This window comes from Amnibacterium endophyticum (genome assembly GCF_042680685.1).
In the GTDB taxonomy this organism is placed as follows: domain Bacteria; phylum Actinomycetota; class Actinomycetes; order Actinomycetales; family Microbacteriaceae; genus Amnibacterium; species Amnibacterium endophyticum.
In genome coordinates this window covers 1-16,950 of sequence record NZ_JBHUEA010000025.1, presented here as the reverse complement: position 1 = coordinate 16,950, position 16,950 = coordinate 1, and the positions used below count along the sequence as shown (strand labels likewise).

The 16,950-nt window shown below is 74.2% G+C and carries 16 protein-coding genes; 10 read left to right on the top strand and 6 right to left on the bottom strand.

The features are described 5' to 3' along the window. Positions 1-34: 34 nt before the first annotated feature. Positions 35-1,021 carry an aldo/keto reductase gene (locus tag ACFSBI_RS14115; protein WP_377936013.1) on the bottom strand — a complete coding sequence of 329 codons (987 nt, stop codon included), beginning with the start codon at positions 1,019-1,021 and terminating at the stop codon, positions 35-37. Between the two features lie 123 nt (positions 1,022-1,144). Here ACFSBI_RS14115 and add point away from each other — a divergent pair, with 123 nt between their 5' ends. Continuing rightward, positions 1,145-2,128 (top strand): adenosine deaminase, encoded by a 984-nt coding sequence (gene add / locus ACFSBI_RS14110; RefSeq protein WP_377936011.1) that lies wholly within the window; start codon positions 1,145-1,147, stop codon positions 2,126-2,128. Positions 2,129-2,198: 70 nt separating this feature from the next. Here the strand turns inward: add and ACFSBI_RS14105 are convergent, their stop codons facing one another. Genes ACFSBI_RS14105 through ACFSBI_RS14095 form a run of 3 tightly spaced genes read right to left on the bottom strand, consistent with a single transcriptional unit; the run spans position 2,199 to position 5,263 of the window. Then, on the bottom strand, positions 2,199-2,456 hold the full coding sequence (locus tag ACFSBI_RS14105; RefSeq protein ID WP_377936009.1) for a hypothetical protein: 258 nt from the start codon (positions 2,454-2,456) through the stop codon (positions 2,199-2,201). 1 nt (position 2,457) lies between these two features. Continuing rightward, on the bottom strand, positions 2,458-3,612 hold the full coding sequence (locus ACFSBI_RS14100) for a MalY/PatB family protein (protein WP_377936007.1): 1,155 nt from the start codon (positions 3,610-3,612) through the stop codon (positions 2,458-2,460). A gap of 37 nt (positions 3,613-3,649) precedes the next feature. Then, entirely contained in the window at positions 3,650-5,263 is a 1,614-nt protein-coding gene (locus tag ACFSBI_RS14095; RefSeq protein WP_377936005.1) for a dolichyl-phosphate-mannose--protein mannosyltransferase, read from the bottom strand. 53 nt (positions 5,264-5,316) lie between these two features. On the opposite strand from ACFSBI_RS14095, the gene rsmI reads away from it, so the two are divergent. The 8 genes from rsmI (at position 5,317) to ACFSBI_RS14055 (ending at position 12,888) form a co-directional block, all read left to right on the top strand. After that, complete coding sequence (rsmI, locus tag ACFSBI_RS14090) at positions 5,317-6,135, top strand: 16S rRNA (cytidine(1402)-2'-O)-methyltransferase (protein ID WP_377936003.1); 819 nt, start codon at positions 5,317-5,319, stop codon at positions 6,133-6,135. 121 nt (positions 6,136-6,256) lie between these two features. Further along, the gene (locus ACFSBI_RS14085; RefSeq protein WP_465252519.1) at positions 6,257-7,177 is read left to right on the top strand and encodes an NADP-dependent oxidoreductase; all 921 of its coding nucleotides are present in this window, start codon (positions 6,257-6,259) and stop codon (positions 7,175-7,177) included. Between the two features lie 42 nt (positions 7,178-7,219). Beyond that, a complete protein-coding gene (gene metG / locus ACFSBI_RS14080; RefSeq protein ID WP_377935999.1) occupies positions 7,220-8,794 on the top strand; it encodes a methionine--tRNA ligase in 1,575 nt (524 codons plus the stop codon). Between the two features lie 59 nt (positions 8,795-8,853). Further along, positions 8,854-9,717 carry a TatD family hydrolase gene (locus ACFSBI_RS14075; protein WP_377935997.1) on the top strand — a complete coding sequence of 288 codons (864 nt, stop codon included), beginning with the start codon at positions 8,854-8,856 and terminating at the stop codon, positions 9,715-9,717. Positions 9,718-9,852: 135 nt separating this feature from the next. Then, entirely contained in the window at positions 9,853-10,017 is a 165-nt protein-coding gene (locus ACFSBI_RS14070; protein ID WP_377935995.1) for a hypothetical protein, read from the top strand. Positions 10,018-10,022: 5 nt separating this feature from the next. Further along, positions 10,023-11,018, top strand: coding sequence for a class I mannose-6-phosphate isomerase (locus ACFSBI_RS14065; protein WP_377935993.1), 996 nt, complete (start codon positions 10,023-10,025; stop codon positions 11,016-11,018). Positions 11,019-11,084: 66 nt separating this feature from the next. After that, positions 11,085-11,579 (top strand): hypothetical protein, encoded by a 495-nt coding sequence (locus tag ACFSBI_RS14060; protein WP_377935991.1) that lies wholly within the window; start codon positions 11,085-11,087, stop codon positions 11,577-11,579. Between the two features lie 61 nt (positions 11,580-11,640). Continuing rightward, the gene (locus tag ACFSBI_RS14055) at positions 11,641-12,888 is read left to right on the top strand and encodes an MFS transporter (protein WP_377935989.1); all 1,248 of its coding nucleotides are present in this window, start codon (positions 11,641-11,643) and stop codon (positions 12,886-12,888) included. A gap of 27 nt (positions 12,889-12,915) precedes the next feature. Here the strand turns inward: ACFSBI_RS14055 and fdhD are convergent, their stop codons facing one another. After that, entirely contained in the window at positions 12,916-13,737 is an 822-nt protein-coding gene (gene fdhD, locus ACFSBI_RS14050) for a formate dehydrogenase accessory sulfurtransferase FdhD (protein ID WP_377935987.1), read from the bottom strand. Between the two features lie 69 nt (positions 13,738-13,806). On the opposite strand from fdhD, the gene ACFSBI_RS14045 reads away from it, so the two are divergent. Then, positions 13,807-16,152: an FdhF/YdeP family oxidoreductase gene (locus ACFSBI_RS14045; RefSeq protein WP_377935985.1), complete on the top strand. Its 2,346-nt coding sequence runs from the start codon at positions 13,807-13,809 to the stop codon at positions 16,150-16,152. 79 nt (positions 16,153-16,231) lie between these two features. Here ACFSBI_RS14045 and ACFSBI_RS14040 read toward each other — a convergent pair. Further along, the coding region (locus tag ACFSBI_RS14040) for a molybdopterin-binding protein (protein ID WP_377935983.1) at positions 16,232-16,950 on the bottom strand (719 nt) is incomplete at its 5' end.

The window sequence follows — 16,950 nt, the reverse complement described above, 5'->3', positions numbered from 1 at the left end:
TCCGGCGAGGGATGTGCCTACGAGATGGAAGGGGCTACCAGGCGTAGTCCTCCGGCGCGGGCTTGTGGCCGGGGAAGATCTCGTCGAGGCGGGCGAGCGCGTCCGCGTCGAGGTGCACGTCGAGCGCGCGGACCCCGGCGTCGAGCTGCTCGCGGGTGCGGGGCCCGATGATCGGCCCGGTCACCGCGGGCTGGTGCAGCAGCCAGGCGAGCGCGACGTCGCCGGGCTCGTGGCCGAGCTCGTCCGCGAAGTCCTCGTACTGCTCGATCTGCTCGCGGTGCGCCTCGAGCGACTCCTTCGCGCGGCCGGAGGTGCGTCGGCTCGAGTCGCGCTCCTTCCTCAGCACCCCGCCGAGCAGCCCGCCCTGCAGCGGCGACCACGGGATGATCCCGATGCCGTTGTGCTCCGCGGCCGGGATCACCTCGAGCTCGACGGTGCGCGCCAGGAGGTTGTACAGCGACTGCTCCGAGACGAGCCCGGTGAAGCCGCGCTTCCGCGCGGCCTCCTGCGCGGTCGCGAGGTGCCAGCCGGCGAAGTTGCTGCTGCCCGCGTAGAGCACCTTGCCCTGGGCGACCGCGACCTCCATCGCCTGCCAGATCTCGTCCCACGGGGTGTCCCGGTCGACGTGGTGGAACTGGTACAGGTCGACGTGGTCGGTCTGCAGGCGCTGCAGGCTCTCGTCGAGCGCGCGCCGGATGTTCAGCGCCGAGAGCTTCCCGCCGTTCGGCCACGAGTCCCGCTCACCGAGCGGCATGTCGCCATAGAGCTTCGTCGCGAGCACCGTGCGCTCGCGGCGGCCGCCGCCCTGCGCGAACCAGCGGCCGATGATCGACTCGGTGCCGCCCGGTCCGGTCCTCCCGCCGTACCGGTTCGCGGTGTCGAAGAAGTTGATGCCGGCGTCGTGCGCGGCGTCCATGATCGCGTGGCTGTCGGCCTCCTCCGCCTCCATCCCGAAGTTCATGGTGCCGAGCACCAGGCGGGAGACGGACAGGCCCGAGCGGCCCAGATGCGTGTACTGCATGGTCGCCAGACTGCGCCGCGGTCGTGCGTGCGGGCTGAGCGCGCCGCGATGCGCGGAGGCCGGGGGCGACCGCCTCGAGGACTCCGTCATCCGCGCGACACGTCGAGTCGGGAGGATGGTGCCGTGACCCGCGATCTCGCCGCCCTGCCGAAGGCCCACCTGCACCTGCACTTCGAGGCGGCCATGCGCCCCTCGACGCTCGCCGAGCTCGCCGCGGAGGCGGACCAGCCGGTGCCGCGGTGGGCGCCGTTCGACGACTTCCAGGACTTCGAGGCGGCGTACGGCGACGTGCTCGGCCTGATCCGGTCGCGGCGGCACCTCGCGCGCATCATGGACGACCTCGCCGACGACGCGGCCGCGCAGGGCGCCCGCTACGTCGAGGTCACCCTCGCGCCCGTGCTCCACGCGGCGCTCTTCGACGGCGACGTGGAGGCGGCGCTGCAGCACCTCCTGCAGCTCGCCGCCGAGGCGGAGGTGCGGACCGGCGTCACGATCCGGGCGATGATCGCCTCCGCGCGCACGTTCCCGGTGGAGCTCGCGCTCGAGGACGCCCGCCTCGCGGCGGCGTGGGCGGGCAGCGGGGTCGTCTCCTTCGGGCTGCACGCCGACGAGCGCGGCGCGCCCGCCGCGCCCTTCGGGGACGCCTTCGCGATCGCGCGGGACGCCGGGCTGCTGATCACCCCGCACGCGGGCGAGCTGGTCGGCGCGGAGTCGGTGCGGGAGGCGGTCGAGCTGCTGCACGCGGACCGGATCCTGCACGGCGTCCGGGCGATCGAGGACGAGGGCCTCGTCGCGCGGCTCGCGGAGCTCGGCACCTGCCTCGACGTGTGCCCGTCCTCGAACCTCCGGCTGCACGTCGTGCCGGACCTCGAGCACCACCCGCTGCCCGCGCTGCTCGCCGCCGGCGTCACCTGCTCGATCAACGCCGACGACCCGCTGCAGTTCGGGCCGGGCCTGCTCGAGGAGTACGAGCTGTGCCGCTCGGCGCTCGGGCTCGACGACGAGCGGCTCGCCGCCTGCGCCCGCGCCTCCTTCACCGCCTCCGGCGCCCCCGACGAGGTGAAGCGGCGCGCGCTCGCGGACATCGACGCCTGGCTCGCCGCGTAGTGCAGCCCTGAGCATCACGGGCGGCGTTGCGCAACGCCGCCCGTGATGCTGCGGGCTGCTCAGGGTGCGCTCAGCGGCGCGCGCACGCCTGCACGAGCAGCCCGGCGACGCCGCGGACGCCGAAGCAGCGCAGCCGCACCTCCCCGCCCGCGTGCTCGACCACGAGCACCCGGCGGCGCAGCGCGACGCGGCGCACGTCCGCGAGCGGGATCGCGAGCCCGTCGCCCTCCAGCGGCTCGAAGCGGAGGCTGCGTTCGCTGAGGCGCAGCCGTCCCGGCCTCGCCTCGGCGCCGACCAGCACCGCGCGGCGGCTGGTCAGCACGACCATCTCAGGCGTAGGCGCCCGCGAGGCGGTCGACGATCTCGTCGAGCACCGGGTGCGGCGTCGCCATGATCAGCCGCAGGTGCCCCGCGCCGGCCGCGCCGCACGCGAGCCCGTCGGTGAGGGCGACGCCCGTGCGCTCCACGACCGCGGTCGAGGCCTGCTCGCCGAGGTCGAGCGCGGTGACGTCGAGCCAGCCGATGTAGGTGCCCTCCGGCGCTCGGAAGCCGACCTGCGGCAGCCGCTCGGCGAGGCGCCGCTCGACCAGGCGCCTGCCCTCGTCGAGGTAGGCGAGCACCTGGTCCAGCCAGGGGCCGCCGTCGGTGTAGGCGGCGGTGTTCGCGAGCACGCCGAGGATGCCGGCGCCGTGCGCTGCGAACCCCGCCTGCCGGTCCCAGCGCTCCGCGTCGTCGTCCGAGGTGAACAGCAGCTGCGCGCACTTGAGGCCGGGCAGGTTGAAGGCCTTCGAGGCGCTCACCGCCGTGACGGTGTGGGCGGCCGCCGCCTCGCTGACCGAGGCGTACGGGACGTGGCTGTGGCCGGGGAAGACGATCGGCGCGTGGATCTCGTCGGAGTAGACGCGGCCGCCGTGCGCCGACACGACCTCGGCGACCGCCAGCAGCTCCTCGCGGGTCAGCACGCGGCCGGTCGGGTTCCACGGGTTGCAGAGGATCAGCGTGTCGGCGCCGGCCTCGAACGCGGCCGCGATCCCGTCCAGGTCCAGCTCGTAGCGGCCGTCGACCACGGGGCTCGGCACCTCGACGATCGGCTTGCCGACCGCCTGCGGCAGCCGCAGGAACGGCATGTACGCGGGGGTCGGCACGATCGCCGGCCGGGCGAGGTCGGTCCACTGCTTCAGGAAGACGTCGAGGCCGGTCAGCACGTCGCCGACCGGCCGGACGTGCTCGGGCGGCACCGACCAGCCGTAGCGGTCCTCCACGAAGCCGGCCGTCGCCAGCTGCAGGTCCCGCACGACGGACTGCGGCAGGTAGCCGAGGCGGCCGTCGGCGATCGCGTCGCGCAGCACCTCCTGGATGACGGGGGCGAGGCCGAAGTCGGTCTCCGCGACGAAGGCGCCGATCGCGCCGGGGAACGCGGTCCACTTGGCGCTGCCGCGCCGCCGCAGCTCGTCGACGGACGGGGTCTCGAACAGCCGGGTCACGCAGCCATCGTGCCGCGCGGCTCCGACGGACGACGAATCAGATCCAGGAGCGCGACCACATGTGGATCTGCCAGAACCACTGCGGGGTCGGGATGCCGGTCGACAGGGGCAGGTAGAAGATGCTCAGCAGCACCGCCACGGCGAGGAAGCCGACCACGATCCGCCGGCGGACGCGGAGCCCGTACGCCGCCTCCGCGGCGGCGAGCTCGTCGGGTCCGTCGAGCGCGGGCGGCCGCACGAGCATCAGCCCGATCGTCGCGGCGAGCGCGAGCAGCAGGTAGGGCTCGAAGGCGATCGTGTAGAAGAAGAACATCGTCCGCTTCGGGTACAGCAGCCAGGGCAGGTAGCCGGCGACGAACCCCATGAGGATCAGCGCGGCCTGCCACTCGCGGTGCCGCACGAAGCGCACGACGAGGTAGACCGCCGCGGCCCATCCCGCGTACCAGATCAGCGGGTTCGGCAGGTCGGTGATCGCGGAGACGCACTGGCCGGCCCACGGGCAGCCCTTGATGTCGCCGTCGTAGAAGATCGACGTCGGCCGGGCGATGATCGGCCAGCCGATCGCCGGCGCGGCGTAGGCGTGGGGGCTGTCGAGCGTCGTGTGGAAGATGTAGATGTCGTGGTGCCAGTCCCACAGGTTCTTCAGCGGCGCCGGCAGCCAGGCGAGCACCCCGGTGAGCCGCGTGCCGTCCTGCCCGCCCTCCCGGTTCCAGCCGCCGGTGGTGACGAACCAGCCGGTCCAGGTGGCCAGGTAGGTCCCGAGCGCGGGCACGAGCAGGAGGATCGCGGTGACGGGCCCCTGCTTCAGCAGGCCCGCGGGCAGCCAGAACCGCACGCCCGCGCGGCGCCGCAGCAGCACCTCCGTGCCGACGACGTAGAGGCCGAACGCCGCGATGAAGTAGAGGCCGGACCACTTCACGCCGCAGCACAGGCCGAAGGCGACGCCCGCGGCGATCAGCCACGGGCGCCAGAGGAACGCCGGCCCCCAGTCGCCGATGCCGCGTCGTCGGCGCATCAGCCACTCGCCGAGGCGGCGCTCGGTCCAGAACCGGTCCTCCAGCACGCAGGCGAAGGCGGCGAGCGCGAACAGCATCACCATGTTGTCGAGCAGCCCGATGCGCGACATCGTGATCGCCTGGTTCTCGATCGCGAACAGGCCGCCGGCGATGACGGTGACGGAGGTCGTCGCGAACATCCGGTGCGCGACGACCATCACGAGCGCGACGGCGAGGATCCCGACGACGGCGACGGACAGCCGCCAGCCGTAGGGGTTCTGCGCGCCGCCGGCGAGCAGCTCGCCGAAGCCGATGATCCACTTGCCGAGCGGCGGGTGCGCGACGTACTGGGCCTGGTGCGAGTAGAAGTTCACGAGGCCGGCCTGGAAGGCCGCGTTCACATCGGTGTAGCCCTTGGGGACGTCCGCCTGGTTCCACGTGCCCTCGTAGCCGAGGTGCCAGATGGTCCACGCGTCCTTGACGTAGTAGGTCTCGTCGAACGCGAGCACCGGCGGGTAGGCGAGCCCGATGAGCCGGGTCAGCGCGGCGATCACCAGCACGACGGCCGGGCCGATCCACGGCAGCGCCGCCAGGCGGTCGAGGACCCGGCGGTGGACCGGGCGCGCGCGCTCGAGGAGGTCCGTGGCGCGCGTCACGGGGGAAGGATACGCAGGCGGCGGCGTCCTGCCGCGGCGGCAGACTGGGGTCCGTGCTCGTGCTCGCCGGAACCCCGATCGGCAACCTCGGCGACGCGAGCAGGCGGCTCGTGGAGGCGCTGACGGGCGCGGCGCTGCTCGCCGCCGAGGACACCCGGGTGGCGCACCGGCTGCTCGCCGGGCTCGGCGTGGAGGCGCGCCCCCGCGTGGTCGTCGTGAACGAGCACACGGAGCGCGGGCGCGTCGACGAGCTGGTGGCGGCCGCGCGCGAGCAGGACGTGGTGCTCGTCACCGACGCCGGGATGCCGACGGTGTCGGACCCGGGCTACGCGCTGGTGCGCGCCGCGATCGACGCGGGCGTGCAGGTCACCGCCGTGCCGGGCCCGTCGGCGGTGCTCACGGCGCTCGCGCTCTCGGGCCTCCCGACCGACCGCTTCGTCTTCGAGGGCTTCGCGCCGCGGAAGGCGGGGGAGCGGGCCCGCTTCCTCGGCGCCCTCGCGGCCGAGCCGCGCACCGTCGTGCTGTTCGAGTCCCCGAACCGCACCGCGGCGCTCCTGGACGCGATGATCGAGGCGTTCGGGCCGGACCGGCGGGCTGTGGTCGCGCGCGAGCTGACGAAGCTGCACGAGGAGGTCGTCCGCGGCACGGTCGCCGAGCTCGCGGCCTGGGCGGCGGACGGCGTGCGCGGCGAGGTCGTGGTGGTGCTCGCGGGCGCGGAGCCGGCGCCGGCCTCCTTCGACGACGCGCTCGCGGCGGTGCGCGACCGGGTGGCGGGCGGCGCGCGGCTGAAGGAGGCGACGGCGGAGGTCGCGGCGGCGACGGGCCTCTCCCGCAAGGCCCTGTACGACGCCGCCCTCGCCGCGCGCTCCTGACCCCGACCCGCACCCACCACCGCCGCTGGTCGAGGTGCGAGCGCAGCGAGCCTCGAGACCACCCCCCCCCCACCCGCGGAACACCGGCCCGCTCCTCCGCGTTCTCCTTCTGATGCGAGCGGTGCGGTTCCACGAGTACGGCGACGAGTCGGTCCTGCGGATCGAGGAGGTGCCGGACCCGGCACCCGGCGACGGCGAGGTCCTGGTCCGCGTCGTCACCGCTGGCCTCAACCCGGGGGAGGCGGCCATCCGCTCCGGCGCGATGCACGAGATGTTCCCCGCCGACCTCCCGGAGGGGCAGGGCAGCGACCTCGCGGGCGTCGTCGCCGCGGTCGGTCCCGGCGTCTCGACGGCGGAGGTCGGCGACCCGGTCATCGGGCTCTCCGACGGCCGGAACGCGCAGGCCGAGCTGGCGGTGCTGCCCGTCGGGCGGATCGTGCCGAAGCCGGAGGCGCTCGACTGGGCCGCAGCCGGCTCCCTCTACGTCGCGGGGACCACGGCGGTCGCGATGCTGCGCGCCGTGCCGGTCCAGCGGGGCGACGTCGCGGTGGTCGCGGGTGCGGCGGGCGGCGTGGGCGCGCTCCTGACGCAGCTCGCCGTCGGCACCGGCGCCCGCGTGATCGCGGTCGCGAGCGAGGCGAACCACGACTGGCTCCGCGCCCACGGCGCCGAGCCGGTCGCGTACGGCGACGGGCTGGAGCAGCGCCTCCGCGAGGCCGCCCCGGACGGGATCAGCGCCTTCTACGACTGCTTCGGCGGCGGGTACACGGACCTCGCGGTCGCGCTCGGCGTCGATCCGCAGCGGGTCGACACGATCATCGACTTCGGCGCGGTCGAGCGGCTCGGCGTCCAGGGCGCGGGCATGGCGGCGCTGGACGACCCGGCCGAGGCCGTCCGCGAGCTGGCGTCCATCGCCTCGCAGGGCGGCTTCGAGGTGCCGATCAAGGGGCGCTTCCCGCTCGAGCAGGTGCAGGAGGCGTATCGCGCGCTGTCCGGCCGCTCGGGGCTCGGGGAGGTCGTGCTCGAGGTCTCCGCGCCGTAACAGGGCGGGGCGTCGGCGGGCGCTTCACTACACTCGCCGGTCGTGCCCGAGGACCGGTCGTTCACCATCACCACGCCGATCTTCTACCCGTCCGACGTGCCCCACATCGGCCACGGCTACACGGAGGTCGCGGCCGACGTGCTCGCCCGCTGGCACCGCCAGTCGGGCGACGAGACCTGGTCGCTGACCGGCACGGACGAGCACGGGCAGAAGATGCTCCGCACCGCCACGGCCAACGACATGGGGCCGCGCGAGTGGGCGGACAAGCTCGTGCGCGAGTCGTGGATCCCGCTGCTCGAGACCCTCGACATCGCGAACGACGACTTCATCCGCACCACGCAGCCCCGCCACGAGCAGGGCGTCGCCGCCTTCATCCAGCGCCTCTACGACACCGGCTTCATCGAGGCGGGCGACTACGAGGGCTTCTACTGCGTCGGCTGCGAGGAGTACAAGCAGACCGCCGACCTCGTCACCGGCACCGGGAAGTACGACGGCGAGCTGGTCTGCGCGATCCACTCCATCCCGGTGGAGCTGCTGAAGGAGCGCAACTACTTCTTCCGGATGAGCCGGTTCGCCGAGGACCTGCTGCGCCTCTACGAGGAGCGGCCGGACTTCGTGCAGCCGGAGAGCGCCCGCAACGAGGTCGTGCAGTTCGTGCGCCGCGGCCTCGACGACCTGTCGATCAGCCGCAGCACCTTCGACTGGGGCGTCCCCGTGCCGTGGGACGAGCGGCACGTGGTCTACGTCTGGTTCGACGCGCTGCTCAACTACATCACCGCGATCGGCTTCGACACCGACGAGGCGACGCTGGCCAAGCGCTGGCCTGCGGTGCACCTGGTCGGCAAGGACATCCTCCGCTTCCACGCGGTGATCTGGCCGGCGATGCTCATGGCGGCGGGCCTGGAGGTGCCGAAGCAGGTCTTCGCGCACGGGTGGCTGCTCGTCGGCGGCGAGAAGATGTCGAAGTCCAAGCTGACCGGCATCGCGCCGTCGCAGATCACGGACACCTTCGGGTCCGACGCGTTCCGCTACTACTTCATGCGCGCGATCCCGTTCGGGCAGGACGGCTCGTTCTCGTGGGAGGACCTGGCGGCCCGCTACCAGGCGGAGCTCGCGAACGGCTTCGGCAACCTCGCCTCCCGCACGATCGCGATGATCACCCGCTACCGCGACGGCGTCGTGCCGGCTGCAGGGGAGCCGACGGAGCGCGACCTGGCGGTGCGCGAGGTCGTCGCGTCCGCCGCCCGCGACGCCGACGCGGCGATCGAGCGGATGGCGCCGCACGAGGCGATCGCGGCGATCTGGCGGATCGTCGAGGAGCTGAACGGCTACCTGACGCTCGAGGAGCCCTGGGCGCTCGCCAAAGATCCCGCCCAGGCGGAGCGCCTCGACTCGGTGCTGGCGACCGCGGCCGAGGGGCTGCGCGCGCTCGCGGTGCTGCTGTCGCCGGTGCTGACCCGGACGACGGCGCTGCTCTGGTCCGCGCTCGGCGCGGAGGGCGCACTGGGCGCGCTGCACGAGCAGCCGCTCCGCGAGGCCGGCGCGTGGGGCCTGCTGCCCGCCGGCACCCGCGTCTCCGCGCTCGCCCCGCTGTTCCCGCGCATCGACCCCGCCTGAATTCATCTTGTAGGCAGATCTGCGGTCAGCGCCGAGATCTGCCTACAAGATGAAGTCCCGTGCCCGACGTGAGCTATCCGCCCCTGCCCGAGCGACTGCCGGTGCCGGTCTACGACGACCACACGCACATCGACCCGTACTCCGCGGCGGGCTGGTTCGACGAGGGCGAGCCGCTCGACTGGCGCGAGCAGCTGGACCGGGCGGAGGCCGCGGGCGTGCAGGGCGTCGTCCAGGTCGGCACCGACGTCGAGTCGAGCCGCTGGTCGGCCGAGACCGCAGCGGTCGAGCCGCGGATGCTCGCCGCCGTGGCGATCCACCCGAACGACGCGGCGCGGATGACGGACGCGGAGCTCGACGAGGCGCTCGCGGTGATCGACGACCTCGCCGCGCGGCCTCGGGTGCGGGCGGTGGGGGAGACCGGGCTCGACTTCTTCCGCACCGCGGAGGACGGCCGGGCGCAGCAGCTGGCCGCCTTCGAGGCGCACATCGCGATCGCGAAGCGGCACGGGCTCGCGCTGCAGATCCACGACCGCGACGCGCACGACGACGTCGTCGCGACGCTGCTGCGGGTCGGCGCGCCCGAGCGGACCGTCTTCCACTGCTTCAGCGGCGGCCCGGAGCTCGCGCGCACGGCGGCGGAGCACGGCTGGTACTGCTCGTTCGCCGGCACCGTGACGTTCAAGTCCGCGACGCGCCTGCGGGAGGCGCTCGCGCTCGTGCCGCGCGACCGGATCCTCGTCGAGACCGACGCGCCGTGGCTCGCGCCGACGCCCGTGCGCGGCCGCCCGAACAGCCCCTACCTGGTGCCGCACACCCTCCGCCTCGTCGCGCAGGAGCTCGGCGTCGACGTCGGCGAGTTGGGCGCGCAGGTCGCCGCGAGCACGGAGGCCGTCTACGGCAGCTGGAGCACCGACCTGCCCTGAGCAGCCGGCGACGCGCTCCTGCGGCCCCCAGGTGCAGTTGCGGCCGCACGCGGCGCCGCATCTGCACCTGCGGACCGCACGAGGGGAGGGCGCCGCTCGAGCCCGCCCGTGCCGCGCCGACATACTGGTGCCGCCATGAAGCGCAACCTGATCATCTCGGCCCTGCTCGCCCTGCTGGTGCTGATCGCGCAGCTGATCGCGGGGGTGTCCGGCGGCGTCGTCGCGCTCTCGACGGTCCTCGCCTTCCTGATCGCGCTCGGCGTCCTCGCGATCAGCGACCGCTTCAGCCGCCGGGACTGAGGCGCATGACCGCGCCACGCGAGCCCGTCCTCCTGCCCTCGAACCGGCCCGCGGACCGCTTCTACCGCGGCGGCCGGCGGATCACCGACCTGCGGGGCGACGACCCGGCGGCCGAGCACGAGCCGGAGGACTGGGTCGCGAGCACGACGCACGTGTTCGGCCGGCCCGGGCTCGGCGAGACCGTGCTGCCCGACGGGCGACGGCTGGTCGAGGCGATCGCGGCCGATCCGGTCGGCTGGCTCGGCGAGACGCACGCGGCGCGCTGGGGCGCCGACGCGATGCTCCTGACCAAGCTGCTCGACGCCGGGCAGCGGCTGCCCGTCCACGCCCACCCCGACGGCGCCTTCGCGCAGCAGCACCTCGGGCACGTGCACGGGAAGACGGAGGCGTGGGTCGTGCTCACGGCCGGCACCGTCCACCTCGGGCTGCGGGAGGACGTCGCGCCAGAGCGCCTCCGCGCCCTGGTCGACGACCAGCGCACGACCGAGCTGCTCGAGCTGCTCCACGCCGTCGAGGTGCGGCCCGGCGACGCCGTGCTGGTCCCGGCCGGCCAGCTGCACGCGATCGGCGAGGGCGTCCTGCTGCTCGAGGTGCAGGAGCCGGAGGACCTCTCGATCCTGCTGGAGTGGTCGGGCTTCGCGCTCGACGGCGCCGCGGACGGCCACCTGGGCCTCGGCTTCGACCGGGCGCTCGGCGCGGTGGCGCACGAGGCCATGTCGCGGCAGCGGCTGGCCGGGCTCGTCGTGCGCGGCCGCTCCGACGGCCCGGTGCTGCCGGAGGAGGCCGCTCCCTTCTTCCGCGTCGAGCGCCTGCGCCCGGCGGGGACGGGCCCGCGGATCGGCGGGTACTGCGTCCTCCTCGTCGAGGAGGGGCCGATCGTGCTCGGCGGCCACGCGCTGGCCCGCGGCGCCACCGCGGTCCTGCCGGCCGCCGCAGGGGAGCTGCCCGTGGAGGGCGACGGCGTCCTCCTCGTCTGCCGGCCGCCCGACCCCTCGGCCTGAGAACGGGGACGACCGCGCCCTCGACGAGCACCGGCCGCGCAGGGGCGCCCTCTACGGTCGGGCGTCGTGTCGCCGTACTTCGTCGTCTCCGTCGCGCTCATCGTCCTCGCGCTCGTCGCGCTGCGGCTGATCGGCCTGTTCCCGGTGCTCGCCGCGGCGCGGCCGCTGACCCGCGTCGACGCCCTCGTCGCGTACATCGGCACGCTCGCCCTCGTCTTCCACTGCGTCACGATGTTCTTCCCGGACCTCGGTCGCGCGGTCCCGGGCGGGGTTGCGCTCGCGCCCGTGATCAACGACCTCGGGGTCGCCAGCGCGATCCTGTACGTGCTGCCGGCCGCCGTGCTGCTCTTCGGGATCCGGCGCCTGCACCCGATCGCCGTCGCCGTGAACGCCGTCGGCCTCGTCGCGGTCGGGATCACCATGTACGACGGCGGTCCGGTCGCCGTCCACACCGCCGCGATCGCGGTCGAGGCGATCGCCCTCGCCGTCACGGCCACCGCCTTCGTCCGGACGGTCACGCCGGTCGCGACCGCTCCCGCGGCACCGGTCACGGGCGGCTGAGCCCACCCGCCGCGGGCGACCCGCGGACGCCTGTCGCCCGGCGGTCCTAGGGTGACCGGCCGTGGGCCGCGTGCTGGACGTCGTCGCCCCCGCGCGGCTCGGCGGCTCGTTCCGCTGGCTGCTCGGCGCGAGCTGGACGTCCAACCTCGGCGATGGCCTCGCGCTCGCCGCCGGGCCGCTGCTCGTGGCGCGGCTGGCCGGTTCGCCGGCCCTCGTCGCGCTCGCGGCGACGCTCCAGTGGCTGCCTCCGCTCGCGCTCGGCCTGGCGGCGGGCGTGGTGGCGGACCGGCTCGATCGGCGCCGGGTCGTCGTCGTGGCCGCGGCGGTGCGGGTCGTCGTGCTCGGCGTGCTCGTCGCGGCGGTGCTGACGGACGTCGTCGGGATCGCGATGGTCCTCGTCGCCCTGTTCCTGCTGGGCGTCGCGGAGGTCTTCGGGGACAGCGCGGAGACCACCCTGCTACCCGCGCTGGTCGCGCGTGACGACCTGGTGATCGGCAACGCGCGTCTGCTCGGCGGGTTCATCACCATGCAGAACCTCGTCGGCCCGCCGCTCGGCGCCCTGCTCTTCGCGGTCGGGGCCCTCTGGCCGTTCGCGGCGCAGGCGGTGCTGCTGGCCGGCGGCGCCGTGCTCTTCGCCCGGATCGTCCTGCCGCGCTCCGCCCCGCGGGCCGCATCCGCGCCGCTGCAGGACGTCGGGGAGGCGCTGCGGTGGGCCTGGGCGCACGCGAACGTGCGCACCCTCGTCCTCACGATCCTGCTGTTCAACGTCACCTACGGCGCCGCCTGGTCGGTGCTCGTGCTGTACGCCTCGCAGCGGCTCGGCCTCGGCCCGGTCGGCTACGGTGCGATCACCGCCGTCATCGCCGCGGGCGGCATCGTGGCGACCGTCGGCTACGGCGCCCTCACCCGCCGCGTCTCGCTCGCCGGGCTCATGCGGGTGGGCCTCGTCGTCGAGACGCTGACCCACCTCGCCCTCGCCCTGACCCGCGTGCCGTGGGTCGCCTTCGCGGTGTTCTTCGTGTTCGGCGCCCATGCCTTCGTGTGGGGCACGACCTCGATCACCGTCCGCCAGCGGGCCGTGCCGGCGGCGCTCCAGGGGCGCGTGGGCAGCGTCAACACCGTCGCGACCTACGGCGGCCTCGTGCTCGGCTCGGGCGTCGGCGGCGCGCTCGCGGAGGCGTTCGGCGTCGTCGCGCCGTTCTGGTTCGGCTTCGCGGGCTCCGCCGTGCTCGTCGTCGTGCTGTGGCGGCAGCTCGGGCACATCGCGCACAGCGACCCCGGCGCCGCCCGTCCCGCCGCGGCGACCTGAGCGGCGCCCGGCCGGGTCCGACGCGGCTCAGACGATGCGGTGCGGGTGCGCGTAGATGTTGAAGGAGCGGCCGCGGCTGAAGCCGACGAGCGTGATGCCGGCCTCCTGCGCCAGCTCGACGGCGAGCGAGGAGGGCGCGCTGACCGCGGCGAGCACGGGGATCCCGGCCATCCGCGCCTTCTGCACCAGCTCGAACGAGGCGCGGCCGGAGACCTGCAGCACGGCGTGCGACAGCGGCAGGCGGCCCTCGCGCAGCGCGTGCCCGACCACCTTGTCGACCGCGTTGTGGCGCCCCACGTCCTCCCGCACGACGAGCGGGTCTCCGCCGGCGTCGAAGAGCCCCGCCGCGTGCACGCCGCCGGTGGAGTCGAACAGGCGCTGCGCCGCCCGCAGCCGGTCCGGCAGCGCGGCGACGACCGCCTCCGGCACGGTCAGCCCGACCGGCAGCACCGGGTAGGAGGAGGACGTGGTGACGGCGTCGATCGACGCGAGGCCGCACACGCCGCAGGCGCTCGTCGTGTACAGGGTCCGCGCGCGATCGGCCGCCGCCCGGACGCCCGGGCCCGTGACGCTCGCGTCGACGATGTTGAAGGTCGGCTCCCCGTCGGCGGCGAGTCCGGTCACCACCCGCATCGCCGGCAGGTCGTCAACCGCGGCGACGACCCCCTCCGACACGAGGAAGCCCGCGACCAGGTCGAAGTCGTCTCCGGGCGTGCGCATGGTGACGCTGAACCGGGAGCCGTTCACCCGCACCTCGAGCGGCTCCTCGACCGCCAGCAGGTCCTCCCGCGCCCGCGGCGCGTCGCCCGGCCGCACGGTCCGCACCCGTCGTCTGGCGATCGCCCTCACGCGCCGATGATCGCACCGCCGCGGTCAGGGTCCGGTCGTACGATCCGCTCACGGATCGAGGGAGGCCTCATGGGCGAGGACACGACGGCGCGCGCCGAGCAGAACATCGACGACGCGCAGCTGCGGGTGACGAAGCCCCGCACGCACGCGACCGGCTGGCCGGCGATCCGGCAGTCGCTCGTGATGGGCGAGGAGGAGATGGGCGCGGTCCGCACCATGCGGACGCTGCTCGACATCAACCAGACCCGCGGCTTCGACTGCATGAGCTGCGCCTGGCCCGACCCTGATCCCAAGCGCCGCAGCCCCGCGGAGTTCTGCGAGTCGGGCGCGAAGGCGGTGGCCGAGGAGGCGACGAAGCAGCGCGCGACCCCCGAGTTCTTCGCCGCGCACTCGATCGCCGAGCTGGAGACGTGGGACGACTTCGCCCTCGGCAAGCAGGGCCGCATCACCCACCCGATGCTGCTCGAGGCGGGCGACACCCACTACCGGCCGGTCACCTGGGACCGCGCGATCGCGATCGTCAAGGAGGAGCTGCAGAAGCTCGAGAGCCCGGACGAGGCGGTCTTCTACACCTCCGGCCGCGCGTCCAACGAGGCCGCCTTCACCTACGGCCTGTTCGCCCGCTCCTTCGGCACGAACAACCTGCCGGACTGCTCGAACATGTGCCACGAGTCGACCTCCATCGGTCTCGCGCAGGTGATGGGCGTCGGCAAGGCGTCCGTGTCGCTCACGGACCTGGAGCACGCCGACCTGATCCTGATCGCCGGCCAGAACCCGGGCACCAACGCGCCGCGGATGCTGACCCGCCTCGAGAACGCGAAGAAGAACGGCGGCCGCATCGTCGCGATCAACCCGCTGCGCGAGGCGGGGCTGCTGCACTTCGACAACCCGCAGAGCGTCAAGGGCCTCGTGTTCCGCGGCACGCAGCTCGCCGACGAGTTCCTCCAGATCAAGCTGGCGGGCGACCAGGCGCTGTTCCAGGCGCTCGGCGCGACGCTGATCGAGCTGGACGCGGAGCGCGGCGGCACGGTGCTCGACCACGACTTCATCGCCCGCTACACCTCCGGCTTCGAGGACTACCGGGACCACGTCGCGCGGCTCGACTGGGCCGAGGTCGAGCGCGCGACCGGCCTGCCCGAGGCGCAGATCCGCAGGCTCGCCGGGATGATCGCGGACGCGAAGTCGATGATCATCTGCTGGGCGATGGGGATCACGCAGCACGTGAACGGCGTCGCGACGATCCGCGACATGGCCTCGGTCGCGTGGCTGACCGGCAACGTCGGCCGGCCGGGGGCCGGGCTGATGCCGGTGCGCGGGCACTCGAACGTGCAGGGCGACCGCACGGTCGGCATCTGGGAGAAGATGCCGGACGCGTTCCACGACCGGCTCTCGGAGGAGTTCTCCTTCACCTCGCCGAAGGAGCACGGCTACGACACCGTGAAGGCGCTGCAGGCGATGCGCGACGGGAAGGTCAAGGTCTTCATGGGCCTCGGCGGCAACTACACCCGTGCGACACCGGACACCGAGCGCACCGAGGCGTCGATGCGCGAGCTCGACCTGACGGTCCAGATCTCGACGAAGCCGAACCGCAGCCACGTCGTGCACGGCAAGCGGGCCCTGATCCTGCCCTGCCTCGGCCGCACCGAGCGCGACGTGCAGGCCACCGGGCCGCAGCGCGTCTCCGTCGAGGACACGGTGCTCGCCGTCCACGAGTCCCACGGGCACCTCGAGCCGGCGTCGCCGCACCTGCGCAGCGAGGTCGCGATCATCTGCGGCATCGCGGAGGCGGTGCTCGAGGGGCGGGAGAATTCGGCGCAGGTCGACTGGAGCGCGCTGAAGGACGACTACCGCCTGATCCGCAAGCACATCGAGCACGTGGTCGACGGCTTCCAGGCCTACGAGGAGAAGCTCGACGTGCCGGGCGGCTTCGTGCTGCCGCACCCGCCGCGCGACAAGCGCGAGTTCCCGACGAAGACGGGCAAGGCGATGTTCACCGTGAACGAGCTGGAGTACCCGGAGATCCCGGAGGACGGGCTGGTGCTGCAGACGCTCCGCTCGCACGACCAGTTCAACACGACCATCTACGGCAAGGAGGACCGCTACCGCGGCATCCACGACGCCCGACGCGTCGTGCTCATGAACCGCAAGGAGATGGTGAAGCGGGGCCTCCACGAGGGCGACGTCGTCGACCTCGTCTCGACGGACGCGGACGGCGTCGAGCGCCGCGCCGTGGGCTGGCGGGCCGTGCCCTACCGCATGCCGAGCGGGAACGCCGCCGCGTACTTCCCGGAGGCGAACGTGCTGCTGCCGCTGCACCACACGGCGAAGGAGTCGAACAGCCCCGCGGCGAAGGCGGTCGTCATCCGCGTCGAGGTCCCGGCCCGGTCGGAGGCGCCCGTCCCCGCCGCGGTCTGATCACAGGCTCGGCCGGCTCGGCCGGCTCGACCGGCGGGCGCCGTCCGCCCGCCGGCCGAGCCCGGGACCACCGGCCGCGCTACCAGGGGAGGGGCAGCACCCGCACGCTCGTCCCCGGCTCGGCGCCCTCCGGCGGCACGACCGCGAGGACGTCGCTCGCGGCGAGCCCGCGCAGCATGTTCGGGCGGGCACCCGCCGCAGGCACGAGGCCGTCGGCGGTGCGGGCGCAGGGCACCAGCGACGTGCCGCGCCAGCCGAGCAGGGGCTCCGCCGCGGGCGCCGTCGGCAGCGGGGCAGCCGTCGCCGAGGTGAGCCCGTCGAGGATCGGCGGCAGGAACGACAGCAGCGCGGCGACGGCCGCCAGCGGGTTGCCGGGCAGGCCGAGCACCGGCCGCACGGTCGCGGTCAGCAGCGTCGGGTGCCCGGGCCGCATCGCGACGCCGTCGAACGCGACGGGCGCGTCGCCCAGCGCCCGCCGCAGCAGGTCGACGCGGCTGCGGCCGGTCCCGCCGACGATCACGACCACGTCCTCCGGGCCCGCGACCGCCGCGGCGATCGCGGCGTGGTCGTCGCCGATGCGCACGACGCGCACCACGTCGCCGCCGAGCGCGTGCACCGCGGCCGGCAGCATCGGGTCGAACGCGTCCCGCACCCGGCCCGGCGTGGGGCGACCGGCGCCCACGACCTCGTCGCCCGTGAGGACGAGCGCGACCGTCGGCCGGCGCCGCACCCGCACCGCGTCGAGCCCTGCCACCCCCAGGACGGCGACGTGCGCCGGCGTGAGCCGCGTGCCCGCGG